This is a genomic window from Meiothermus sp. (genome assembly GCF_026004075.1).
Taxonomy (GTDB): domain Bacteria; phylum Deinococcota; class Deinococci; order Deinococcales; family Thermaceae; genus Meiothermus.
In genome coordinates, this window is sequence record NZ_BPIK01000002.1 from 41,786 (window position 1) to 65,346 (window position 23,561).

Consider the following 23,561-nt stretch of genomic DNA (forward strand, 5'->3'; position numbering starts at 1 on the left):
GACTGGCTACCACATCAGGTGACACAATCGCCCCATGCGAGCGGTATGGATGGAGTCCAGGGGCGGGCCAGAGGTCTTACGCTATGGCGAAATGCCCCCTCCCACGCTGGAAGCAGGACAGGTGCGGGTTGCTGTAAAAGCTGTGGCGCTCAACCATCTCGATGTTTGGGTGCGTAAGGGCGTGGCCAGCCCCAAGCTACCCCTGCCCCACATTCTCGGATGCGACATCGCTGGGGAAGTAGAGTCGGTAGGTGCTGGCGTTGAGGGCATAAAACCTGGAGATGCCGTGGTAGTGAACCCCGGCGTCTCATGTGGCCGGTGCCAGCGCTGCCTGGCCGGACAGGATAACCTCTGCCCGGAATATCAGATTCTGGGCGAACACCGGTGGGGTGGGTACGCCGAATTGGTCACGGTTCCCTTGGCCAATATCCTGCCCAAACCGGCTGGATTGAGCTGGCTCGAGGCCGCCTCGCTGCCCCTCACCTTCCTAACCGCCTGGCAGATGGTAGTGGACAAATTACAGGTTCGGCCTGGCGAGGACGTGCTGGTCATGGCAGCGGGCTCGGGGGTCTCGGTAGCTGCAATTCAGATTGCCAAACTACACGGGGCACGGGTTATCGCCACCGCCAGCAGCGACGGAAAACTGGCTCAAGCCAGGGCCCTGGGCGCCGATGAAGGGGTGAACTACAGCCTGCCCGACTGGTACAAAGAAGTCCGTCGGCTCACCGGGGGCAAGGGGGCCGATGCAGTGGTCGATCACACGGGGGCGCAGTACTGGGAGGGAGTGATCAAGGCCACTGCCTGGGGTGGGCGGATCAGCCTGGCCGGGGCTTCTTCGGGGTATGAGGCCACAACCCCACTTTCGCACATCTTTTACCGGCAGCTCTCCATTTTTGGCTCCACCATGGCTTCAAAAAGCCGTCTATTCCCTATTCTGCAGTTTGTAGCAGAGGGGCGCTTACGGCCTGTGATCGGCGCCACCCTACCCCTTAGCCAGGCGGCCGAGGGCCACCAGCTACTAGAAGAACGTCGTGTGTTTGGCAAGGTGGTTTTGGAGGTGTGAAACCGGTTGACCTGGAGCGGCTCCGTGAAGCACGATAAAGTACAATAAGGCAGTCAAATTTGGTTTAGCTTCTTATACCCGGTCTGAATAACGCCGCCTGCAGCTTGGTAAAGCAGCACAGATCCGGCTGTCATAAAAACCCGTTCCCGCCCGCTTATAAACAGGCTGTCTGGGTCTTGTGGCTTTGCACATACACCAACGCGGCACGTACAGCATGGGCCTGTGCTCGCAGGGGTTGGTTTGGGGAAGGGTCGAGCAAGTAAGCCTCGATACCGTGCAGGAGTAGGTTCTTGAAAAGTTCCTCTTTTGCCCGCCAGTCAACGGCCTCCTGCACCTCGAGTCCCGCCAAACCCGTTACGGCGCTTGGAAATTGACGGGCAATGTCGCATGATGTAAAGAGCAGAGCTAGGGGTGGCCCTGTCTGGATTAGCAACGGTTGCTCGAGCGAACCGAGATAGTAGATTGGGCTGTCTAGGTGTACCATACACATCTAGCGTAGCGGATGGCCCCTCCGCAAACCAGGAAGCGAGATAAAAGACAATGAAGACGGCTTTGTTTATTGACGGTTCCTACATGTACGACGCGGCCAAGCGTTTGGGCTGGAACATTGACCACCGCAAAGCGATTGGGGTTTTTTCCAAGCCCGAGGATCTATACAACGCCTTCTATTATGCCCCCGTCACCGACAGCAACGATGAGCGTCAGCAAAAATTCCTCGATGCGTTGGTGTTCATGGGCTACACTGTGCGCAGCCGCGAAACCCACGGTGATCCCCGCTTCGAAGCTATGATTGCCACCGACCTGCTCGTAACCGCGCCCCGCTGGGAACGGGCTGTGGTGGCCAGTGGCTCAGGCGACCTGGCCCATACCCTTTCGGCCCTGCGGGCCCAGGGTAAAGAGATTCACCTGCTGGGTGTACCCGAACTCACCGACCTCGAGCTGCGCAACCAAAGCGACCGCTACCTGGACCTGCGGGAACTGCAGGCCCAGCTCGAGCGCACTGGCGGCGGGCGACGGACGTATCCCAGCGTGGAGGAGGGTTTTGCCAGCGAGGAACAAAGCAGCCTCAGACGTTTGATGGACAACCTCGAGGACGAACTGCAGTAACCCTTCCTTCAGTGGGTTCGCCCCTACCCGACGGGTAGGGGTTTTTTACGTCCATTCCCTGATGGGAATCAGCTCACCACCCTCCACTACCTTGCGCGTGGGGCGGTAGGTGCGGTCAAACCAGATTTCCAGCACAGCCCGATCCAGGTGCTGCGGTGATACGATAATCTTGCGCACGTAGTACCCCCCTTCGTCCGCAGCAGAAATCTCGTTGCCCTTGGTAAGCCGCAATTCTACGACATCACCGTTACGCGCCGTACGCACCCGCACACGGAAGGCCGACTCACCCTCCCGCTGAACATGCTTATCCGGTTTGCGGAAAAAACCAAACATGCCCTTAGTTTACGCCCCTAGCGCAACACCTCCCCGGGTTTAATCCGCAAAGCCCGCCAAAGCGGCAACAGCGAGGCCAGGAGCACCACCAGCAAGCTCATGGCTGAGACCCAGGCAAAGTCTGAGGGCTTAATTTCTACAGGCAAACGGGTGAGAAAGTAAAGCTCGCCGGGAATCTGTACAGGCCGCCAGGCAAAGTAACTGGAGAGACCAAAGCCCAGCAGGTTGCCCAGTCCAATGCCCAGCGTACCCAGCACCAGGCCCTCGAGCGCGAACACACCCGCCACCTGGCTGGCTCTGGCCCCCATCACCCGGAGCAGAGCGATATCCGGAGTTTTTTCGATGACCGTAAGCACCAGCACGCTGGCCATACCCAAAGCTGCCACCACCACAATCAGAAAAACCACAATGCCAATCACTCGTTTCTGCAGGGCCAGCTGCTCGATTAGGGTACGGTTGCTTGACTGCCAGGTCTGGGGGAAGTAGTGCCAGCCAGCCAGGGCTTGCCCCACCTGGGGGGCCTGCTCGGGGTCGCGCAGGCGAATCTGATACCCCGAGAGAGCCGTGGGGGCCTCCATGAGGTTGCGGACATCCTGCAGGGTGGTGAAGGCGAAGCCTGCATCGAGCAGGTAGTTACCGGTCTGGAAAGAACCCACTACCCGAAGCTCGATACGTTTTTGATTGATGGAAACCAGGAAAAGTTTGTCACCGGGGTAAGCCCCTAGGCTCCGGGCTAGGGCACTACCGAGCACGATGGTACCGGGCTTTAGCTTGGATAGGTCAAGCTCGGGGTAAACCGCAGCGCCACCGTCTCCTAGCCCAATCAGGGTGGCGAAGTCGGCCCCGGCGCTACGGCCTACCTCAGCCCTTCGGGTCAGCAGGGCCTTGGTCAGGAGCACCGGAGCCTGGCCCACCACCTGGGGATGCGGGGGAGGCGGTGGGTTCTCCTCGAGGTTCAGGCTTTGCAGGTAAATGTGGGGTACGGCCTTAAGGGTGGCCTCCACCAGCCCCTTAATGAAGCCGTTGGTCAGTGAGAGGGCCGTGGTAAGCACCATAATGCCCACTGCCACCCCCAGCAGGCTGATGAGGCTCTGGGTGCGGCGGTAGCGCAGGTGACGCGATGCAAGAAACCAGACAAAGCGCATAGGAGTTGGGGTAGGGGCAGGCACCCCGCGGCTTTTCTATAAGCGATTTGTCGCTGCGTATGCCTAAATGCTGTACACAGGGGCAAACCCAGCCTCAAGCCGCTGAGGCAAGCAGCCTCCTACACCCGACCATCTTACCCTCGGCCCCGCTGGATCACAGTTACCCGAACGTTGCGTACACCGAAACGAATGGCCGTGCTGCGGTCGGGTAGCCAGACGTCGAGCTGCTCGCGTTTGCGGGGGTGCATGGTATCCTCCACCACAAAAACCCGGCCTTTGAACAGGTAGTTGAAGCGGCCCTTGCCCCTACCGCCTGGCGTGCCCAGATCCTCGAGTATCACTTTGGAGCCATAGGGCAGCTCGCGCAGCATGTCACGACTGACCGCAATGATGCCGATGCGGGTACGAGCACCGGTAGCAGTGATAAAGGGTGTGCTGTCGGTTTCTCGAACCGAAGAGGTGTAGGCTGTGGCTTTGAGGGTCATCACCCTGGGGGCTTGGGCCCAACTCAATCCAAACGCTACCAAGAGCAGGATTAAAGGCGTAATTCGGAGGTGCAATAACCATCCCATACGCCTCTGAGGCTAGGGGGGTAGTTCTCAGGTTCTCTTAGAACAAGCGGTTACGTCTCTCATCTAGCTGGATCGTATGGCGCATATTCAGGCGGGCCTGTTTACTTTTTGCCGGGTCAATAAGGGACTTATTTGCATGCATATTTTATGAGTACAACCTAAAGCACCTCTTTACTTTTCTCATCCTTGCCATGATGCCTACCTGGCGGGGTTCTTCTCACAAAATTCGGAATTGGTATCGTGTCCTACGAGCTTATTGAAATATCAATTAATCAGGCTCCATTACATAATGGGGCATGGCACGTAACGCCAGGATACAAAAAGCTGCCCGATGTTCAAATCGGGCAGCATCCTTGTCTTGAGAACTGGACTACTCCAGTACTGCAAGGTAGTCGTAGAGATCCGGCCCGCCCGGATGAATTTCTATACTCAGCTCGGGAAACGCCTGGGTGATTCGGTTCGTCAAGGCTTCCAGGGCTTCTTTGGTAACCGTAGCACCATGAAAAATGGTCAGAATCTCGCGCTCATTCTCGCGAGCAGCCAGGCTCACCAGATTAAACAAGGCCTCCTCGGGTGTATCGGCGGCCAAAGCCAGCTTATCGTCGCGCAATCCGATAGGCTGTCCCTCGGTCACACTGACCCCACCAATCTCCACGCTACGGCTGGCCCGTGTAACCTCTAGGGTAGCTGCGCGCATAGAAGCCTCCTCCATTTCGGGCAGGAGTTCACTCGAGGGCAAGTCCGGTTGATAGAACACGCTGGCCGCCAGCCCCTGCCCCATGGTGCGGGTAGGTATGACGTGTACAGTTTTCCCCTCAGCTAGGCTAGCAGCCTGCTGGGCCGCCATAATCACGTTGCTGTTGTTGGGCAGCACAATGACCTCAGGGTTGGGCAGGCTGCGAATAGCGTCTAGGATGTCCTGCACGCTGGGATTAGCGGTCTGGCCCCCGGCCACCACCCGGGCCCCAAATCCCCGGAAAGCCTTGACCAGGCCCCACCCATTGGCCACCACCACCAGACCGGTAGGCGGCGGCGCTTCGTCGGCAGCTCCAGCCATGGAGAGTATCTCGGTGTGCTGCTGGGACATGTCCTCGACCTTGGTACGAATCATCCGACCATAGCGGGCCACGGTCGCCAGCAGGCCGTCGGGATCGTTGGTGTGGATATGGCCCTTGACATAACCCTCGGCCCCTACCACCAGCAGCGAGTCACCAAAGGATGAAACCGCCTCGCGGATTTGCTCGATGGGTTCGGCCACCCCTTCCATCAGGAATTCAGTGCAGTAACCAAACTCTTCTTCCTCGAAAGCGGTCTGGGCGTAACGCTCAATTTTGGGTGGTTCGGGTAAAGGCAAGCCCTCGAGGTAGCCCTCGAGGCCCTCAATAAGGTGCAGCAAACCCACCCCACCAGCATCCACCACCCCGGCTTGCTTGAGCACCGGTAGCAGTTCGGGAGTGCGAAGGGAGGCTTCGCGGCCCCTTTGCAGTGCACCCTGCAACACCTCCTCGAGGCTGGCGGCACCCTTCTCTACCGCCTCGCGCGCGCCTTCGGCCACCCCACGTGACACCGTAAGGATGGTGCCCTCTACCGGCTTCATCACCGCCTTATAGCCCATACGCGAGCCTTCCTCAAGAGCCTGGGCCAGTAGCTCTGGCGACACTGAAGCCGCCTCTTTGATACGCTCGGCGAAACCCTTAAGAATCTGGGAGGTGATCACCCCCGAGTTGCCCCGAGCACCCAGCAGCGAGCCGTAGCTGATAGCTCGAGCCACCTCACCCATTTTGGAGGTATCGGCCAGGTCAAGTTCCCGCCGCACCGACTGAAGCGTGAGGTGCATGTTGGTACCGGTATCGCCGTCGGGCACCGGGTAGACGTTGAGCGCATTAACTTCTTCTACATAAACCGCAAACCAATCGGTCGCGTAGCGAAAGGCCTCGGCCAGTTTGGCAGGGGGAAGTTTATTGGTCATGGCGCACCTCCAGCGGCCCTCTGGCTGGCCTAGCCACGGCTCACCCCTACCACATGGACGCGCACAGTAGAAAGCTCGGCCCCGGCCAGGCTCTTGGCCGCCCAGCGTACCCGCTCTCCGATGCTATCTACCACAGTAGGTATACGGGCCCCAAAGGCAACTATTACGTACAGGTCGGCCTGATACTTCCCGCTGGCCGCCGGGTCGGGCTTAACCACCACGCCTTCACTGGCCTCGCTACGGCCCAAAACACGGCTAATGGACTCACGGATTCCTGCAGGGCTCATGCCCAGCACACCTGGCACTTCATGTGCAGCCAGGCCTAAAATAGCAGCCAACGCACTTTCTGTTACAGTGATGTTTCCTTTCAAAACCTGCCTCCAGATTTGCTCAGTCTTGCAGTCAACCCTTCCGATAGCTTTGGAGCTTGAGGGGGTCAACTTGGTTTCCTATGGGGCAACTATAACTTACCCAAACCCAGTTTCCAAGTTACAGCCATGCAACCCAGAAACCGTCTGGGCAAAATTATCGCCCATTGCCGGTTTCGATAATGGTAGCTTCCAATCGGCCAAAGTCGCGTCCGAAAACGAAGCGAACAGGGGTGCGCCGGGCGTCCTGGCGGTACCAGACTTCTATCAGAACGTCATCCCGAGCAAACCGGTAGCCCACCAAGCCATTGTTGGTTGGCAAGACCTCGAGGCGCCCCTGGGCCGGTTTGGGATAGTCTACAGCGTAAATCTGGCGGGTATCGGGACGCCAGCGCAGGTAGTAAATGAGCGCGAGCTGATCCAGTATCTGGTCGTTTGCACTACTCCAGCTCGTCTGCCTGCCGTCGGGGTGTATCACCCGGGCCCACGAACCGCTGTTTTCCTGTCGTTCATACTCCAGCCGGGTAGTGCCCTTGAACGGTTCGGTCAGGTTTTGCCAGAAGCGGTCGGTAATAAAGTCGAAGCCCACCTGGCTTTCGGACTCGAGCCCGTATCCCAGGGTTTTGGCTAGCCCGGTGGGCTCCAGCCTAAGCCGAAAGCGCCATCCACCCTCCACCGGGTCGGCGCTAAGGTAAACCTTGCCTACACCAATACCTTGCCAGGTCAGGTTGTAGCCCAGCCGCTCACCGGGCGGCCAAGGCACACCCTGGGCCTGAGCCAGCACACCAGCGCCCAGCAAAGCGCCAACAAGCCCCCATCCCGCCCAGAGCATATGCTTCACCTCTTCAGCGTACTGCATCTACCAAGCACCCCTTCGATCGAAGGGCTTCGGCACAGCTGCAACGCCCTCGAGCTGTACAATAGTTCGACAGGATGAAGACCTCGCATTTATCCCTCAATTGCCCGGAGACCCTATGGACAAGCGTGTAGTACTGGCCTTTGGAACCCGCCCTGAGGCCATCAAGATGGCCCCGGTCATCTTTGCTATGCGCAAGCGGGTAGGCATCGAGACCGTGGTGCTGTCCACCGGGCAACACCGCACACAGCTCGAGGACGCTCTGCGGGTGTTTGGTATCGAGCCCGATGCCGATCTCCAGGTGATGACCGACCGCCAAACCCTCCCCGACCTCATGGGGCGTATCGTACCGGCTGCGGCAGCCAAGCTCAGAGAGCTTCGCGCCGATTATGTAGTGGTGCACGGCGATACCCTGACCACCTTTGCCGTAACCCTGGCCGCTTTTTTTGAGCAGATTCCGGTAGCACACGTCGAGGCCGGACTGAGAAGTTTCAACATGCTCGAGCCCTTTCCCGAAGAAGCCAACCGCCGCCTGACCGATGTGCTCACCGACCTGGATCTGCCCCCTACCCATACCTCTAAAGAAAACCTGCTGCGCGAGGGCAAGCCGGCCCAGAACATCGTCGTAACGGGCCAGACCGAGGTAGACGCAGTGCTCTATGCCAGCGAGCGCGGTACCCCCCCTCCCCTACCCGAGGGCAAGCGCATCGTGACCGTAACCATGCACCGCCGGGAAAATCTCCCCTTCATGCATGAGCTGGCTGCGGCCCTGGCTCGAGTAGCCCGAGCCCACCCCGAGTGTCATTTTGTGTATCCGGTACACCTTAACCCGGCGGTACGGGAAGCCGTGGTGCCGGCGCTGGAGCAGGTACCCAACTTTACGCTGCTCGAGCCCCTGGAGTTCGGGGCCATGGCTGGCCTGATGAAGCGCTCAACCCTGCTGGTCACCGACTCCGGCGGGGTTCAGGAGAGCGGGGCTACCCTGGGCGTCCCAGTGGTGGTGCTACGCAACGTAACCGAGCGACCCGAGGGGCTCGAGGTAGGGGCCTTGAAGCTGGCCGGAACCAATCCAGAGCAAGTGTTCGTCACCATCGACAAGCTGCTTTCAGACGAGACCACCCTGCAGGCTATGCGCCACCGTCCCAATCCCTATGGCGATGGCAAGGCGGGTGAACGCTGTGCCCAGGGCGTAGCCTGGCGACTGGGTCTGGCGGAGCGCCCAGCCGACTGGGAAGGCTACGCAGTAGCCCGATGAGCAATAAGCAGGCTTTTATGGACATTAACCCAAAGGTACGAATTCAGACCGAGCTGGGCCAGATAATCCTCGAGCTGTTTCCCCAGCAAGCCCCCCGCACGGTAGCCAACTTCCTGCGGTATGTGGATGAAGATCGCTACCAGGGCGCAACCTTTTACCGCACCGTGCGTCTGGATAACCAGGCCCAGAGCCCCATCAAGATCGAGGTAATTCAAGGTGGGCTGGGCATGGGCGAGCACCCAGCCAAGCTGCCGCCCATCTTGCTGGAGACCACCACCCAGACCGGCCTCCGGCATCGGAACGGTACGGTCTCGATGGCCCGCCTCGAACCAGACTCGGCCCAGTCCGAGTTTTTCATCTGTATCGGTGACCAGCCCGAGCTCGACCATGGTGGACGACGTAACCCCGATGGACAGGGTTTTGCCGCTTTTGGCCTGGTAGTAAAGGGTATGGAGGTTGTCCGGAGTATCCACCAGCGGCCTTCGGGGGGCAATACCCCACCCGTAGAGGGGCAGTGGTTGCTAGAGCCAGTTCACATTCTTGCAATCGATTACGTATAATGCAGTCGCATTTGGTTGACAAGGTTATGCTTATAGACGAAGGATTCTACCCAGGGTTCACCTTAGGCTTGTATTACCAACGGTGGAGGCCCGCTAAGCCCAAAGCGGTTGTGATGGTAGTCCATGGGTTTGGCGAGCATGGTGGGCGCTATGCACACGTAGCAGAGCATCTGGCCGCGCACGGCTACTGTGTGTACATCCCCGATCTACGGGGACATGGCCGCTCACCCGAACAGCGTGGACACATCCAAGCGTGGAGCGAGTACTGGTACGACCTGACCCTCCTCCGCAACTTTGTGGAATCCAGCGAAGGCCCGATACCGCAGTTCGTCTACGGCCACAGTCTGGGTAGTCTGGTGGTGCTGGACTTTCTGGTAAAGCAGCCGCCCGGGCTGCAAGGTGCTATCTTGAGCGGTGTGCTGCTCGCGCCTGGCAAAGTGGCCAACCCCCTCCTAGTAGCCACCGCCCGCCTGCTCTCCAGGTACCAGCCTACCCTTTCGCTCAGGCTGGGGCTGAACGCCCGCGCTCTTTCACGCGACCCAGCCGTGGTCGAAGCCTATCGCAAAGACCCTTTGGTGCACAATCGGGCCAGTGTTCGCTGGGGCAACGAGGTGCTAAATGCCATTGCAGTGGTCAAGGCCCAGGCTAAAAAAATCATTGATCCTCTGCTCATCCTGCACGGCGAGGCCGATACTATCAACCGCGTGGAGGGTGCACACTGGCTATTCCGGGAGGTATCCTCCACCGACAAGGAGCTTCGTATTTACCCTGGAGGCTACCACGAGCCCCACAACGACCTGCAAAAAGCACAGGTATTGCACGACATCACCGACTGGCTTGAACGGCACCTGTAGGGCAATTTTCAAAAATAGCCTTAGAACTGACGATATCCTTCAGGACTTACGCTCGCACCCTCACTGTTTGGCAAGCATCGTGGGTTGGTAATGCTTCGGTAACGGAGGCCCTCCACGGTGATTCTGGAGGGCTACTATGCGCGTTCAATCATCGTTTTCCGGTTTGAGCGAGTCCGAGGCTCGAGCGCGTCTGGCCCGCATCGGCCCCAACGCCCTGCCCGAAAAGCCTCCCGAGCCGCTGTGGCGCCGGTTTTTGCATCAGTTCAAAAGCCCGCTCATCTACATCTTGCTGTTTGCCCTGGTGGTGGATTTTGCGGTGTGGTGGCTCGAGGGTCGGCATGGCTGGCCCTTGGAGTCCCTGGTAATTGGCCTGATTCTGCTGCTCAATGCCGGGCTGGGCACCTGGCAGGAGCGCAAGTCGGAAGCGGCCCTGAACAAGCTCAAGCGGCTGTCCAGCCCCCTGGTCTGGGTCGAGCGCGATGGGGTCTGGGTGCAGCGCCCCAGCCGCGAGCTGGTGCCCGGCGATCTGGTGCGCCTCGAGGCCGGCGACCGGGTACCCGCCGACGTGGAGGTAAAGGAGGGCAGCCCGCTGGTAGACGAGTCGGTTCTGACCGGCGAGAGCCTCCCGGTGGAGAAAGAAGCAGGCCAGGAGTTGTTTAGTGGAACCCTGCTGGTGCGGGGCAAGGCCTTTGCCGAGGTACGGCGCACCGGCCCGCAGAGCGCCCTGGGCCGGCTGGCCGTCCTGCTGGGCGAGATCAAGGCCGAACCCACCCCGCTCGAGCACGACCTGCACCACTTCGGCAACCAGGTGGCCCGGTGGGTGCTGGTTCTGGCCGGGTTGCTGGTGCTCCTGGGTCTGTTCACCGAGGGGGTGGGGCGGCTCCCACAGGTCTTTCTGTTTGCGGTGGCCCTGGCAGTGGCCGCCGTGCCCGAGGGGCTTCCGGCCGTGCTCACCCTCACCCTTTCGCTGGGGGTGGAGCGCATGGCCGGGCGCAAGGCGGTGGTGCGCAAACTCTCGGCGGTGGAGGCCCTGGGCTCGGTTACGGTCATCGCCACCGACAAAACCGGCACCCTGACCGAAAACCGCATGGAAGTGCGGGCCCTGGACAGCCCCGACCCGGCCCTGGCCCAAGTAGCCCTGGCCCTGGCCAACGACGCCGACCACGGCATCGGCGACCCGATGGATCTGGCCTTGCTGGACTATGTCAGGCAACAAGGGTTGGATGTGGAGGCCCTGCGGCAAAGCCGCCCCCGCCACTCCGAGCGGGCCTTCGAGAGCAGCCACAAGTTCCAGCGGGTCACGGTGCAGACCGAGGAAGGCCTGGCAAGCTACCTCAAGGGCGCCCCCGAAGTGCTCCTGGGCCGCTCCAACCTCGCTGCCGAGGAGCGGCAAACCTGGCTCGAGAAAGCCCTGGCCTACGCCGCCGAGGGCTACCGGGTGCTGGGGGCGGCCTGGGGCAGCGGCGAAACCGAGGAGGGCTTGCAGTTTTTGGGCCTGGTGCTGTTCTGGGACCCGCCCCGGCCCGAGGTGCCCGAGGCCATCCGCAAGGCTCAGGAAGCCGGCATCCGGGTCTTGATGGTTACTGGCGACCATCCAGCCACCGCGCTGGCCATCGCCCATCAGATTGGCATTCCGGGCGAGCGGGTCATCACCGGCAACGACCTGGAAAAGTTCAGCCCGCAGGCGTTGCTCAAGGCCATCCGCGAGGTGAATGTATTTGCCCGGGTCTCCCCCGAGCACAAACTGCGGTTGGTGGAGCTGCTCCAGTCCAGCGGCGAGGTGGTGGCCATGACCGGCGACGGCGTGAACGACGCCCCGGCCCTCAAGCGCGCCGATGTGGGCGTGGCCATGGGGCAGCGCGGCTCGGACGTGAGCCGCGAGGTGGCCGACCTGGTGCTCTTGGATGACAACTTCGCCACCATCGTGGCGGCTGTAGAAGAGGGCCGCAGCATCTACGAGAACATCCAGAAATTTATCCGCTTCCTCTTCTCCACCAACCTTTCCGAGGTGCTGGTGGTGTCCATTGGAGCCCTGGCCGCCGCACTTCTAAACCTGCGCGATGCTACGGGAGCCCTATTGCTCCCCCTTACCGCCGCGCAAATTCTGTGGATCAACCTGATCACCGACGGCCTTCCGGCCCTGGCCCTGACCCTCGACAAAAACCCCGGCGTCATGCAGTATCCGCCGCGGCCTCCCAAAGCCCCTTTGCTGGATCAAAAGTCCCTGCGCTTTGTGCTGGTAAGCGGCGGCATCAAAGCGCTGTGCGCGTTGGCGCTTCTGGGCATCCTGCCGCGTTTAGGGTATAGCCTCGAGGCCACCCGCAGCGTGGCCTTCCACTTCATGGCCATCGGGCAGCTCTTTTTCGCCTACCCCGCCCGCCACACCCACCTCTTCCCCCTGCCCAACCGCTGGCTTCATGGCGCGGTGCTGCTGGGGATGGCCGTGCAGTTTGGGGTGGGTATGCTGCCCGCCAGCATGCTGGCGCTGAACCTGGTGCCGCTGCCCCTGCTTTTGTGGGGGGTACTGCTGGGCACGGCCCTGCTGGCCTGGGGGCTGGCCGAGCTGACCAACCGGGTTTTCTGGCGCAACAACCACCCCACCCATCACGGGGTTGCCTCGAGCTAACTCGAGCTTTGTGCGTTCACGCACGCAGCCAGCGCCTCAAAAGGGTTGCCTTCGACAGGCAGCGCTGTAGCTCTCGAGCTGTAAGTTGAGCAAGCTGGGGTTGCTAACGACGTTCGACCGTCAGGGCTTTGCGCTGGGCTTCTTCCAGGGCCTGACGGGGGTTGGCGTTGCCCTTCAAAACGCGCTCGAGGGCCTCTTCCAGAAAGCCGTACCACAGGGTTACCTCGGGGTCTTGCGTCCAGACCGCGGCCTGCTCGAGGCCCCCCAGCACCACCCGGCGGCGGGGGTCTTCGCGGTAGAAATCCTCCAGCAAAGGCTGGGCCGAACGGCGCAGGGGCAGGCAGTAGGTGGCCTGAACCCAGGCTGCCTGCACAGCCGGCTCCATCCAGTAGCGCCACAGCGCCACCGCCCCGCGGGCCTGGGCCTCGCTGGCCCCGCGCAGCACCATCAGGTTGCCCCCGGCCAGCGGCAGCCTGCCCTCGGGGGTGCGGGGCAGCGGGGCCACCCCCAGCCGGAAAGGAATGGGGGTGCGCTTTTCCAGGGTGGGCCAGACGGTGATGGGGGCCACCCCCATAAACACCTTGGTGCGGACAAAATCCACCATGGCAAAGGGGGCCTCGGCGATGTTGCGGCTCACCGCGTACCCCGAGCGCACCAGGTTCTGCAGGTACTCGAGGCTCTGCACCACCTTGGCATCGGTAAAGTTGGGCCGGCCCTCGCGCACTAGTTGCCCGCCCCGGCTCATCACCACCGCATTAAAGCTGTAAACGTCGCTCACTACGATAAAACCCTTGGCCGAGCGGGTGGTGAGCGTCTGGGCCGCCGCGGCCAGGGCCTCCCAGCTTTGGGGGGGGGTAAGGCGGCGGCTGGCCAGTTGGTCGGCGTTGAAGAAGAGCACCGGCAGGTGCAGCTCCACCGGCAGGGCATAGGTTCGGCCCCGCCAGCGCCCGGCCTCGAGCAGACCCGGATAGAAGTCACCCGGCAGGGCCCCGAGGTACTCGTCCAGCGGCAAGGCCAGGTTTTCCTGTACCGCCCGGCTCACGAACGAAACCTCGCCGTAGTACAGCGGGGGCGCGTTGCCGGCCCGGATGGCCGCGGTGAGTTTGATCCCCCCTTCGCGTAGGTCGCCCACATACTGCGGCAGCACGCGGTAGTCGCGCTGGCGGCTGTTGAAGTCGGCCACAATTTTTTCCAGCGCCTCCCGCGCGGGGGGCTCGAGGGTGTGCCAGAAGGCAATATCTACGGGTCGTTGGGCATGTGCAGCGCCCCCCAACACCATCATCAAGAGAAAAGCTCGGAACACAGCATTCACGGGCCAAGTTTAGGGTATCTTCCTGAACAATCGCTGAAGTTCAGCGTAACTTTTGCACCAACTACAGCGGTGGATCAAACCGCCCATCAATGGCCGTCCAGCCCCCATCCACAAACAGAATGGTGCCGGTGATGTAGGAAGCCGCTGGCGAGGCCAGAAAAACCACCGCCGCCGCCACCTCCTCAGGACGGCCCCAGCGCCGCAGGATGTTGCGCTCGGCGTAGGCCTGGTACCAGTCGGGCTTGCCCTTGATGGGGGCGGTGAGGGGGGTGTCAATCACCCCAGGGCCAATTGCGTTGGCCCGCACCCCTTTGGGGCCAAGCTCCACGGCCAGGCCCCGGATAAGCTGGACAGTGCCAGCCTTGGTCATGGCATAGACCGACTGCCCCGGCTCCACCACCAGCGAGCGGATGGAGGAAAATGCAATGAGCGAGCCCCCACCCTGCGCGGCCATGACCCGGCCCGCTTCCGTGAGGAGATTAAAAGTGCCTTTGAGGTTGACGTTCACCACCCGGTCGAACTCCTCGCTGGTATAGTTCAAAGCAGGCTTGCGCACGTTGATGCTGGGCGTGGTCACGGCCACATCGAGCCGTCCGTGGCGTTCCAGAATGCCCCCCATCAGGCCCTTGACCCCCTCGAGGTCGGTGATGTCCACCTGGTTGGCCTCGGCCCGGCCCCCATTGGCCTCAATTCGGCCGGCGGTCTCGGCGGCCAGCTCGGCCTTCGCATCCGCCACCACCACGGTGGCCCCCTGGGCCGCCAGGGCCTCGCAGGAGGCCTGTCCAATCCCCGAGCCGCCCCCCACTACCAGCGCCACCTTGCCATCCAATCGGAACATCTCCGCATAGTTCATGCTTACCTCCTCAGCTTCTTTTTCTGGGGTCGAGGTAGTCCCGCAACCCGTCGCCCAGCAGGTTGAAGCCCAGCACCGCCAGGCCAATAGCCAGACCGGGGAAAATGACCGGGTAGGGCGTCAGCTCCTGGTAGCTCTGCGCCTCGCGCAGCATCCGGCCCCAGCTGGGGTTGGGGGGCTGGGTGCCCAGGCCCAGGTACGAGAGCGCGGCCTCGGCCAGAATTGCCACGGCAAAGGCCAGGCTGGCCTGCACCACCAGCGGCCCGATGATGTTGGGCAGGACATGCTTCAGCATAATGCGCCCATTGCCCATGCCCAAAGCCCTGGCCGCCTCGATGTAGGGCAGGGCCTTGACCGAGAGCACCCCGGCCCGGGCCACCCGAGCAAAGGCCGGAACCGCCGCCAGGCCAATCGCCACCATCGAGGTGGTCACGCCGGGGTTGAAGATGGCCGCCAGCAAGAGAGCGATGAGCAGGGCCGGAAGGGCATAGAGGGTCTCGAGCAGCACCGACAGAATCTGGTCGAGCCAGCCGCCAAAGTACCCCCCCAGCACCCCCAGCAGAAGCCCCACCGAAAGCCCGATACCTACTGCGATTAGCCCTACGTAGAGCGCGTTTTGGGCCCCCGCCAGCACCCGAGCCAGGGTATCGCGCCCTAGGATGTCGGTTCCTAGAGGATGTCCTTCGGCAAAAATCGGGGCCAGGCGGTTGGGGGTGGTGGCGTTGGGGTTGGTGGGGTTAAGCGCACTGGCCAGCACCATCAGCAGAATGAGCACAATCAGGAAGGCTCCCGCCCTGAGGGCAAGGGGTAGCCGGGCCCACCTCGAGGGTCTTTTGGACGGCTTTGCTTGGACAATCTGGCTAGGCATAACTCACCCTCGGATCGAGCAAACCATACAGCAAGTCCACCAGCAGGTTCATAAGCACGATAAAGGCCGCAATCACCAGCACCACCCCCTGCACCAGGGGGTAGTCGCGGGCGCTGATGGCGGTGAGCGAGAGCGAGCCCAGGCCCGGAATCCCGAAGACTGTCTCCACCACCACCGTGGCGATGAGCAGGCTGGCAAATTCCAGCCCCAGCACCGTCACCACCGGCAGGGCCGCGTTGCGCAGGGCGTGCTTGTACAGCACCACCCGTTCGGCCAGCCCCTTGGCGCGGGCGGTGCGGATAAAATCCTGCGAGAGCACCTCGAGCACACTCCCCCGCACCAGCCGCACCAGAAACGAGGCGCTGGCCAGCGCCACGGTGAGTACCGGCAGCACCAAAGCGGCCAGCGCGCGCTCCGGGTTCTCCCAGCCCCCGATGGGAAAGCTGGTGGGCAGGGGCAGCTTGAGCCAGACGATAAAGATATAGATGAACATCAGCCCCACCCAGAACGAGGGCAGCACGATGCCCAGCAACGAGGCCACCGAGACCCCCAGGTCGATGGGGCTTCCGGCCTTGCGGGCCGCCAGGATGCCCAGGGGCACGGCTAGGATGGTAGCCAGCAGCAACGAAGCCACCACGATGGGGAGGGTGATGCCCAGCCGGGCCACAATCAGCTCCGAGATGGGCCGCTCGTAGCGGATGGACTGGCCCAGGTCGCCCCGCAGCACCCCGCCCAACCAGCTTATGTAGCGCTCGAGCGGCGGTTTATCCAGGCCTAGCCGGGCCTCGAGGGCCTCGAGGTCGGCGGGCGTGGCCTCAATCCCCAGAATGGCCTGGGCCGGGTTGCCGGGAATCAGCAACAGCGCTCCAAACACCAACAGTGTCGCCAACCACAGGGTGACGAGGGCCAAGCCAAGGCGGCGAAGCGTGTAGGCAAACATACGTCAAGAACCAGGGCCGGGCGCCTAAGGCTGAGAGGCCCCAGACACCCGACCCTCAAAATCCATCATTGGTCGGTTATGGCCGTACCCACACCTCGGCCACGCTGATTCCTGGAGACAAGAAGCCATCCGGCCAGTTCTGCACACGGGCCCGGTAGGCCCCCAAGGCCGGCAGGCTCATGACCCATACCCCAGCTGCATCCTCGGCCAGAAGGCGCTGGGCCGCTGCCAGGGCCTCGCAGGCTTTGGTCTGGTTGGGGGCCCGCAGGTACTGGGTGAAGAGCTGCTGGAAGCGCGGGCTGTTGTAGCGCCAGTAGTAGCGGGGGTTGGCGTAGTTTCCGATATCGTTGGCCTCCACGTGCCCGATGATGGTCATGGCGTAGTCGGCCTGCGAGAAGACCCGCTGGATCCAGGTGTTGAAGTCGGTGACCTGGATGGTCACTTGCAGCGGCCCCAGCTTGTTGAGCTGGGCCACCATGGCCTCGCCGATACGGCGCTCGTAGGGGAACTCGGCGGCCAGGTTAAAGGTAAAGCGCAGGGGGTTCTGGTTGGTGAAACCAGCCTCGGCCAGGAGGCGGCGGGCCTCGTCGGGGTTGTAGGCGTTGAAGTTGCTCAAGTCCACGTAGCAGGCCTCACCCGGCGAGCGCATGGAGCCGATCTTGGTTCCATAGCCCAGCATGGCGCCCTGGATTAGCTCGTCCTTGTTGGTCGCCAGCGTGATGGCCCGGCGCACCCGCACGTCGTTGAAGGGCGGGCGGCTGTTGTTGAAACCGGCCACCGCTTCGGCTGTCCCGGAGCCCGAGAACACCTTGAAGTTGCTGTCGCGTGAGAGCACCACCGCGTTTTCGGGCAGCAGGCTGTAGGCGATCACGTCCAGGTCGCCGGCCCGCAGGCCGGCCAGTTGGGCATCCCCATCGCCCAGGAAGCGGAAGTTGACCCGATCCAGGTAGGGCAGACCCTGCAGGTAGTAGTTGGGGTTGCGCTCGAGCCGCACCGCCACCCCCCGCTCCCAGGCCGCAAAGCGGAAGGGGCCGGTGCCAATGGGCTGCACCCGTTGCTCGGCCAGGGGGCGCTGCCGGGGGCCAATGAGCGACTCGGGGCGCGAAAGAATGAACAGGAAGTCGTTGTTGGGCTGGCGCAGGCTAAACACCACCGTGTTGGGGTTGGGGCTGGTGATGTTGGCGATGTCGCGGTACAGGTCGGGGCGCAGGTGGCCCGAGGCCCGGGTGTCGGGGTTGCGGGCCCGGTTGAACTTGGCCAGCACGTCCTGAGCGGTAAAGTCGGAGCCGTCGTGGAACTTTACGCCCTGGCGCAGGGTAAAGGTGTAGGTCAGGCCCGAGTTGGAAACCACCCAGCGCGTAGCCAGCGAGGGCACGATCTCGCCCTTGGGGTTGCGCTTAACCAGACCCTGCAGCACGTTGTCGTAAACCACCCGGGAGATGTCCGCCCCGGCCACCTGGGTCGGATCCCAGGCCGCGGGCTCGGTCTGGATAGCGATGGTGATGCTGCCACCGCGCTGCTGGGCCCAGGCCAGTCCGAGTAGGGCCAAGACACCAATAAGCAACCAACGTTTCATCACGATTCCTCCTTGATTTGTTGTGGGAATGTCGCGATTTATGGCCGCGTCGCGCGGGTGAACCCGGTATCTCGAGTTTCACCATGCTAGGTCGGGCTTTCTCCACCCTTCCTATCCGAAAAAAGCCTGCACGATACGCTTTTTTCGGCCTCGCTCGCAAGGAGACAATACCACAATTCGCTCTGGGGAAAAAGCCTGCCTTACTCGGCCAGCATCAACACCCCCACAGCGGCATACAGCCGGGCTGCAGCCAGCAATTCTTCAATCTCTATGTACTCATCGGCCTGATGGGGCATAGTTTTACCGCCCGGCCCAAGGGTCACGATGGGCAGCCCAGCCAAGGCCCACAAGAAAGTGCCGTCGGTGGCCCCCGGCACACCCCCATACCGGATGGGCATCTGCAAAAGCTGCAAGCCCCGTTCCACCGCCTGCACCAGCACGGCATCGCGCGGGGTCTCGGTGGCGGGGCGGTCTTCGAAGACCTCGAGGCTCGCGCTTATCCCCGCCTCCAGACTCTCTTCCAGGGCCTGCCGGAGCCGGGCCTCGAGGGCCCGGTGATCCTGTCCGGGGTTGGTACGGATATCCAGCCCCACCCGCACCCGATCGGGCATCACGTTGAACTGCCCCTCCCCGGCCCCCGCCTGGAAGACCGTCGGGGTAATCCAGGGCAGGCCCAGGTACTCGTGCTGGCTTTCTGCCTGCAAGGCCGCTTGAAGCCTGCCGAGCTCCGTTACGAATCTGGATGCCGACGGGATGGGGTTGGCCCCGGCATAGGGCATGGCCCCGTGGGCCATCTTCCCCTGAAAGTGCACCCAGACCCGCATGGCCCCCTTTTGCCACAGGCACACCTGGTTTTCCTCCGGCTCGCAGATGATAGCCCCGGCGAAGCCCTCGGCATAACCCGCACGAACAAAAGCCTTGATGCCGATCATCAGGCCCTCTTCATCGCAGGGAATGCACAGCCGCAGGGTTTTCTGGGGCAGGCCCAGCACCTTTTGCACCGCCACCGCCGCGCAAATGGCCGCAGCCAGCCCGCCTTTCATGTCGCAGGCCCCGCGCCCGTAAATTCTGCCGTCCACAATTCGGGCCTCGTAGGGGGGGAGTGTCCATTGATCCAGACTGCCGTGCGTGACCACATCGGTATGGCCTTCCAGAATGAGCCCCCCTTTGCCCTGCCCCAGGTCGGCAATCAGGTTGGGGCGGCCCGGCGCCACCGCCTGCACGGTGGTCTTGAAACCGCGCTCGCGCAGGTAGGGCTCCAGAAAATCCACCACCGGCTGCTCCCCCGGCCCTGGGTAATAGCTAGCTATGCGGATCAGGGCCTGGGTCAGGCGCACCAGTTCGTCGGCGTCTACAGCCTGGGCAGCTTGGAGGGCAAGGCTGTTTCTGTCCATTATTCATCCTACAGGGTGGAAAGGACGTGGCTCTTAAGGCCTATTTTTCGTACAAATCGCGGTAGGAAACCAGCCCCCCTACCGAATGGGCGTGTAGCACCCCATGCACCAGGGCCCGGGCAAACACATCGGCGGCCACCGCACCAATCCGGCTGAGTTCGGCGGGGCCGGTAATCTCCACCTCGCCGGTAGCCAGACAGAAAATCACATCGCCATCAAACATGGTATGGGCCGGGAAAACCGCTCGAGCGATGCCGTCGTGGGCCATCTGGGCTACCTTCTGGGCCTGGGCTTTGCTCAGCCTGGCGTTGGTGGCTACGCAGCCGATTACCGTGTTGCTGCGCACAAAGGCGTCGGCGAAGACCTCGGTGTAGTCCGGGGCCGACAGGCGCCGGGGGGGGTGCTTGAGCTTGAACTCGCCCTCCTGCTCCAGGAAACGCGCGTAAAGCTCACCGGTTACCGGGTCGTGGGCCCGCCCGTGGGCGTTGGCCGCCACAATGGCCCCCACCACCACCCCGCCGGGCAGCTCGAGGCTGGCGGTGCCCACACCCCCTTTCAATCCACCGTTCCGGGCGCCCGTCCCCACCCCCACCACACCCTGCTCCACCGGCCCGCCCTTCAGGTTCTGGGCCGCCTGGTAGCCGTAAAAGGCGCTAGGGCGCACCGTAGCGCTGCCCACCAGCAAATCAAAAATCACCGCGGCTGGCACGATGGGCACAATGGCCTGGGTGGTGGCGTTGCCCACCGGGTAGCCCTTGTGGTGCTCCTCGAGCCAGCGCATCACCCCTGAAGCGGCCTCGAGGCCATACGCACTCCCGCCCGAGAGCACAATAGCCTGTACCTGCTCAACCAGGTTAACTGGGTTCAGCAAATCGGTTTCGCGCGTGCCCGGCGCACTGCCGCGCACATCCACCCCTGCCACCGCGCCATTTTCGGGATAGATGACCGTAACCCCTGTGAGGTGCTCGAGGTCGGTGTAGTGACCCACCTGGATACCGGGAACATCGGTGATGGCGTTAAACCGGCCGGGCTTCATGGACAGACCCAGCATAACAAAAAGCCCACCAAAACTATTGCAGCTCTATCTCCAGCTCGCCACCCGCCGCCACAAAACCCACCCTTTTGTGGGTGCCGTCGCAAAAAGGCTTATTTTCTGAGTGACCGCAGCGACACAGCGCGAGTTTAGCGCGCTCGAGCACCCGCTCTTCCCCATCGAGCACGAACCTGCTGCCCTCCGGCAGGTCTATCACCAACGATCCGTTTTCCCGCAAGCGGATTTTCATAAACCCAGTTTAGACTCTGCCATTTCACCCAAAACGGGGCGATTGACCCTACTGAGTTATAGGTTCGTAGCGGAGACTAGTTCCGAAGGCTAGTGAGAGATTTATCAAAGTCGCTGGCCTCCCAGAGGAGGAACCACAATGCCCGTGAAATATCCAGGGACAACCGTTAGAGTTAAGGACGATATGCAAAGCCTCGAGTTCCCCCCTTACATCAAGAGCGAGCGGGTCAAACACTGGATTGCCGAAGCCGTGGCACTGTGCAAGCCCGACGCAGTGCACTTCTGCGACGGCTCAGAAGAGGAGTACAACGCCCTGTGCGATCAGTTAGTCGAGGCTGGTACGTTCATCCGCCTCAACCCCAAGCTGCGCCCAAACAGCTTTCTAGCCCGCTCCGACCCCAGCGACGTCGCACGGGTCGAGGATCGCACCTTCATCTGCTCCATCAACAAAGAAGACGCCGGCCCCACCAACAACTGGGTCAACCCCAAAGAAATGCACGCTACCTTGCAGGGCCTGTTCGACGGTTGCATGCGGGGCCGCACCATGTACGTGGTGCCCTTTAGCATGGGGCCGCTGGGCTCCCCCATCAGCTACATCGGCATCGAGATTACCGACTCGGCCTATGTGGTGGTCAATATGCGCATCATGACCCGCATGGGTAAGGCCGTTTACGACGTGCTGGGTGAGGATGGCGACTTTGTGCCCTGTATGCACACGGTGGGGATGCCCCTGGAACCCGGCCAGAAAGATATTCCCTGGCCCTGCAATCCCAAGGTCAAATACATCGTGCATTTCCCCGAAGAGCGCAGCATCTGGAGCTACGGTTCGGGCTACGGCGGCAATGCCCTGCTGGGCAAGAAATGCCTGGCCTTGCGCATCGCCAGCGTAATTGGTCGTGACGAGGGCTGGCTGGCCGAGCACATGCTGATTCTGGGGGTCGAAGACCCCAAGGGCCAGAAAACCTATGTGGCAGCCGCATTCCCCAGCGCTTGCGGTAAGACCAACTTTGCCATGCTAATTCCGCCCAAGCCCTTCCAGGACGACGGTTGGAAAGTCACCACCGTGGGCGACGACATCGCCTGGATCAAGCCCGGCCCTGACGGGCGCCTTTATGCCATCAACCCCGAGGCCGGCTACTTTGGGGTGGCCCCCGGCACGTCCTATGCCACCAACCCCAATGCCATGGAATCCATCAAGGCCAATACCATCTTCACCAATGTGGCCCTCACCCCCGAGGGCGATGTGTGGTGGGAAGGTATGGATGGCCCGCCGCCCGCCAAAGCCATTGACTGGCAGGGCAACGAGTGGACACCCGACTGTGGGCGCAAAGCCGCCCACCCCAACGCCCGTTTTACCGCCCCGGCCAGCCAGAACCCGGCCATTGACCCCGAGTGGGAGAACCCCAAGGGTGTGCCCATCAAAGCCTTTATCTTTGGTGGACGCCGGGCTACGGTCGTGCCCCTGGTGTATCAGAGCTTCAACTGGAGCTTTGGGGTTTATCTGGGCGCTACCATGGGCTCGGAGATGACCGCCGCCGCCTTCGGGCAGATTGGGGAGGTACGCCGCGATCCCTTCGCCATGCTGCCCTTCATCGGCTACCACATGGCCAGCTACTTCAACCACTGGCTGGACATGGGCCGCCGGGTGGTAGACCCGCCCCGCATCTTCAGCGTGAACTGGTTCCGCAAAGACCAGGACGGCAACTTTGCCTGGCCGGGCTTTGGCGAGAACATGCGCGTCTTGAAGTGGATTGTAGACCGGGCCAATGGGCGCGGCTACGCCACCGAAAGCCCCCTTGGCTATGTGCCCCACTACGAAGACCTCGACTGGCGTGGCCTGAACTTCAGCAAAGAGCAGTTCCAGGAACTCATGGCCATTGACCGCGACCTGTGGCTCAAGGAAATCCTTTCGCACGAGGAGCTCTTCATCAAGCTCTACGAGCGCATGCCCAAGGAGTTCCTGGCCATGCGCGAGCTGCTGATTTCCAACCTCTGGCGCTCCCCCGAGCACTGGGACGTGGGCAGCTCGGAGTAACAAACCCCCCATTTCTGGCCTCCCCTGCTCCCCGGGGGAGGCTTCTTTTGAAGGACTATATTGATGAGCATGCAGCGTACCGATTTTGGATTCTTCCACCGCCTGCGGGTTCGCTGGGCCGAGACCGACCCCCAGGGCATCGTTTTCAACGGGCACTACCTGACCTACTTCGATGTAGCCATCACCGAGTACTGGCGGGCCGCCGGCATCCCTTACCCCAGCACGGTGGAGCGCTTTGGGCTGGATTTATTCGTGGTCAAGGCAACGGTGGAGTACCACGCCCCCGCCCACTACGATGACGAACTGGATATCGGGGTGCGGGTCGGGCGTATTGGCAACAGCAGCATGCAGTTTGTGCTGGGTATCTTCCGGGAGGAGGCCCACCTGATTAGCGGGGAGGTTATCTATGTGGCGGCCCACCCCCAGACGCGCCAGCCCCAGACCGTTCCACAGGCCATGCGCCAACTGCTGGGGCACTGAGCTGGTTGGGTGCGGTTATACGCATTCCGACAGTATCGTTCACTTTTGAAAGCCTAAACGATACTGCCAAAATGCTTTTCTACTCCCTTCGGTCGGCTTGAATCCTTCACCTT

At 61.9% G+C, this 23,561-nt stretch carries 22 protein-coding genes; 8 read left to right on the forward strand and 14 right to left on the reverse strand.

The genetic code is table 11. The annotated features are described in order from the left end of the window. The first annotated feature begins 34 nt into the window (after positions 1 to 34). Both Q0X18_RS12495 and Q0X18_RS12500 read left to right on the forward strand, forming a co-directional pair. Positions 35 to 1,063 (forward strand): zinc-binding dehydrogenase, encoded by a 1,029-nt coding sequence (locus Q0X18_RS12495; RefSeq protein ID WP_297563121.1) that lies wholly within the window; start codon positions 35 to 37, stop codon positions 1,061 to 1,063. Positions 1,064 to 1,603: 540 nt separating this feature from the next. Continuing rightward, on the forward strand, positions 1,604 to 2,170 hold the full coding sequence (locus Q0X18_RS12500) for an NYN domain-containing protein (protein ID WP_297563122.1): 567 nt from the start codon (positions 1,604 to 1,606) through the stop codon (positions 2,168 to 2,170). A gap of 45 nt (positions 2,171 to 2,215) precedes the next feature. Here Q0X18_RS12500 and Q0X18_RS12505 read toward each other — a convergent pair whose 3' ends face one another. The 6 genes from Q0X18_RS12505 to Q0X18_RS12530 form a co-directional block, all read right to left on the reverse strand. Further along, entirely contained in the window at positions 2,216 to 2,503 is a 288-nt protein-coding gene (locus Q0X18_RS12505) for a hypothetical protein (protein WP_297563123.1), read from the reverse strand. A gap of 17 nt (positions 2,504 to 2,520) precedes the next feature. Continuing rightward, complete coding sequence (locus tag Q0X18_RS12510) at positions 2,521 to 3,648, reverse strand: FtsX-like permease family protein (RefSeq protein ID WP_297563125.1); 1,128 nt, start codon at positions 3,646 to 3,648, stop codon at positions 2,521 to 2,523. Positions 3,649 to 3,782: 134 nt separating this feature from the next. Beyond that, positions 3,783 to 4,220, reverse strand: coding sequence for a 3D domain-containing protein (locus Q0X18_RS12515; RefSeq protein WP_297563126.1), 438 nt, complete (start codon positions 4,218 to 4,220; stop codon positions 3,783 to 3,785). Between the two features lie 370 nt (positions 4,221 to 4,590). Beyond that, complete coding sequence (locus tag Q0X18_RS12520) at positions 4,591 to 6,189, reverse strand: DAK2 domain-containing protein (protein ID WP_297563127.1); 1,599 nt, start codon at positions 6,187 to 6,189, stop codon at positions 4,591 to 4,593. Positions 6,190 to 6,218: 29 nt separating this feature from the next. After that, entirely contained in the window at positions 6,219 to 6,560 is a 342-nt protein-coding gene (locus Q0X18_RS12525; protein ID WP_297563128.1) for an Asp23/Gls24 family envelope stress response protein, read from the reverse strand. 154 nt (positions 6,561 to 6,714) lie between these two features. Further along, complete coding sequence (locus Q0X18_RS12530) at positions 6,715 to 7,389, reverse strand: DUF3108 domain-containing protein (RefSeq protein WP_297563991.1); 675 nt, start codon at positions 7,387 to 7,389, stop codon at positions 6,715 to 6,717. A 142-nt stretch (positions 7,390 to 7,531) separates the two neighbouring features. On the opposite strand from Q0X18_RS12530, the gene wecB reads away from it, so the two are divergent. The 4 genes from wecB (at position 7,532) to Q0X18_RS12550 (ending at position 12,708) form a co-directional block, all read left to right on the forward strand. Beyond that, positions 7,532 to 8,668, forward strand: coding sequence for a non-hydrolyzing UDP-N-acetylglucosamine 2-epimerase (gene wecB, locus Q0X18_RS12535; RefSeq protein WP_297563130.1), 1,137 nt, complete (start codon positions 7,532 to 7,534; stop codon positions 8,666 to 8,668). Positions 8,669 to 8,685: 17 nt separating this feature from the next. Next, positions 8,686 to 9,228, forward strand: a complete 543-nt coding sequence (locus Q0X18_RS12540; protein ID WP_297563132.1) for a peptidylprolyl isomerase — start codon at positions 8,686 to 8,688, stop codon at positions 9,226 to 9,228. A gap of 26 nt (positions 9,229 to 9,254) precedes the next feature. Then, entirely contained in the window at positions 9,255 to 10,082 is an 828-nt protein-coding gene (locus tag Q0X18_RS12545) for an alpha/beta hydrolase (protein ID WP_297563993.1), read from the forward strand. Between the two features lie 136 nt (positions 10,083 to 10,218). Further along, positions 10,219 to 12,708 (forward strand): cation-transporting P-type ATPase, encoded by a 2,490-nt coding sequence (locus Q0X18_RS12550; protein WP_297563134.1) that lies wholly within the window; start codon positions 10,219 to 10,221, stop codon positions 12,706 to 12,708. 103 nt (positions 12,709 to 12,811) lie between these two features. On the opposite strand, the gene Q0X18_RS12555 is transcribed toward Q0X18_RS12550, so the two are convergent. The 8 genes from Q0X18_RS12555 to Q0X18_RS12590 form a co-directional block, all read right to left on the reverse strand. Continuing rightward, a complete protein-coding gene (locus tag Q0X18_RS12555; protein ID WP_297563136.1) occupies positions 12,812 to 14,020 on the reverse strand; it encodes an extracellular solute-binding protein in 1,209 nt (402 codons plus the stop codon). A gap of 61 nt (positions 14,021 to 14,081) precedes the next feature. Beyond that, positions 14,082 to 14,873: an SDR family NAD(P)-dependent oxidoreductase gene (locus Q0X18_RS12560; RefSeq protein WP_297563137.1), complete on the reverse strand. Its 792-nt coding sequence runs from the start codon at positions 14,871 to 14,873 to the stop codon at positions 14,082 to 14,084. Positions 14,874 to 14,883: 10 nt separating this feature from the next. Beyond that, complete coding sequence (locus Q0X18_RS12565; protein WP_297563138.1) at positions 14,884 to 15,741, reverse strand: ABC transporter permease; 858 nt, start codon at positions 15,739 to 15,741, stop codon at positions 14,884 to 14,886. After that, positions 15,734 to 16,681 (reverse strand): ABC transporter permease, encoded by a 948-nt coding sequence (locus tag Q0X18_RS12570; RefSeq protein ID WP_297563140.1) that lies wholly within the window; start codon positions 16,679 to 16,681, stop codon positions 15,734 to 15,736. Before Q0X18_RS12570 ends, Q0X18_RS12565 begins: the two co-directional genes overlap by 8 nt. A 76-nt stretch (positions 16,682 to 16,757) precedes the next feature. Then, complete coding sequence (locus Q0X18_RS12575) at positions 16,758 to 18,257, reverse strand: ABC transporter substrate-binding protein (RefSeq protein WP_297563142.1); 1,500 nt, start codon at positions 18,255 to 18,257, stop codon at positions 16,758 to 16,760. Positions 18,258 to 18,457: 200 nt separating this feature from the next. Next, positions 18,458 to 19,651: a M20 family metallopeptidase gene (locus Q0X18_RS12580; protein ID WP_297563143.1), complete on the reverse strand. Its 1,194-nt coding sequence runs from the start codon at positions 19,649 to 19,651 to the stop codon at positions 18,458 to 18,460. Between the two features lie 40 nt (positions 19,652 to 19,691). Beyond that, on the reverse strand, positions 19,692 to 20,687 hold the full coding sequence (locus Q0X18_RS12585) for a P1 family peptidase (RefSeq protein ID WP_297563144.1): 996 nt from the start codon (positions 20,685 to 20,687) through the stop codon (positions 19,692 to 19,694). A 34-nt stretch (positions 20,688 to 20,721) separates the two neighbouring features. After that, positions 20,722 to 20,934 carry a CDGSH iron-sulfur domain-containing protein gene (locus tag Q0X18_RS12590; RefSeq protein WP_297563146.1) on the reverse strand — a complete coding sequence of 71 codons (213 nt, stop codon included), beginning with the start codon at positions 20,932 to 20,934 and terminating at the stop codon, positions 20,722 to 20,724. A gap of 183 nt (positions 20,935 to 21,117) precedes the next feature. Here Q0X18_RS12590 and Q0X18_RS12595 point away from each other — a divergent pair, with 183 nt between their 5' ends. Continuing rightward, complete coding sequence (locus tag Q0X18_RS12595) at positions 21,118 to 22,968, forward strand: phosphoenolpyruvate carboxykinase (GTP) (RefSeq protein WP_297563147.1); 1,851 nt, start codon at positions 21,118 to 21,120, stop codon at positions 22,966 to 22,968. A gap of 69 nt (positions 22,969 to 23,037) precedes the next feature. Further along, a complete protein-coding gene (locus Q0X18_RS12600) occupies positions 23,038 to 23,448 on the forward strand; it encodes a thioesterase family protein (protein WP_297563148.1) in 411 nt (136 codons plus the stop codon). The last annotated feature ends 113 nt before the right edge of the window (positions 23,449 to 23,561 follow it).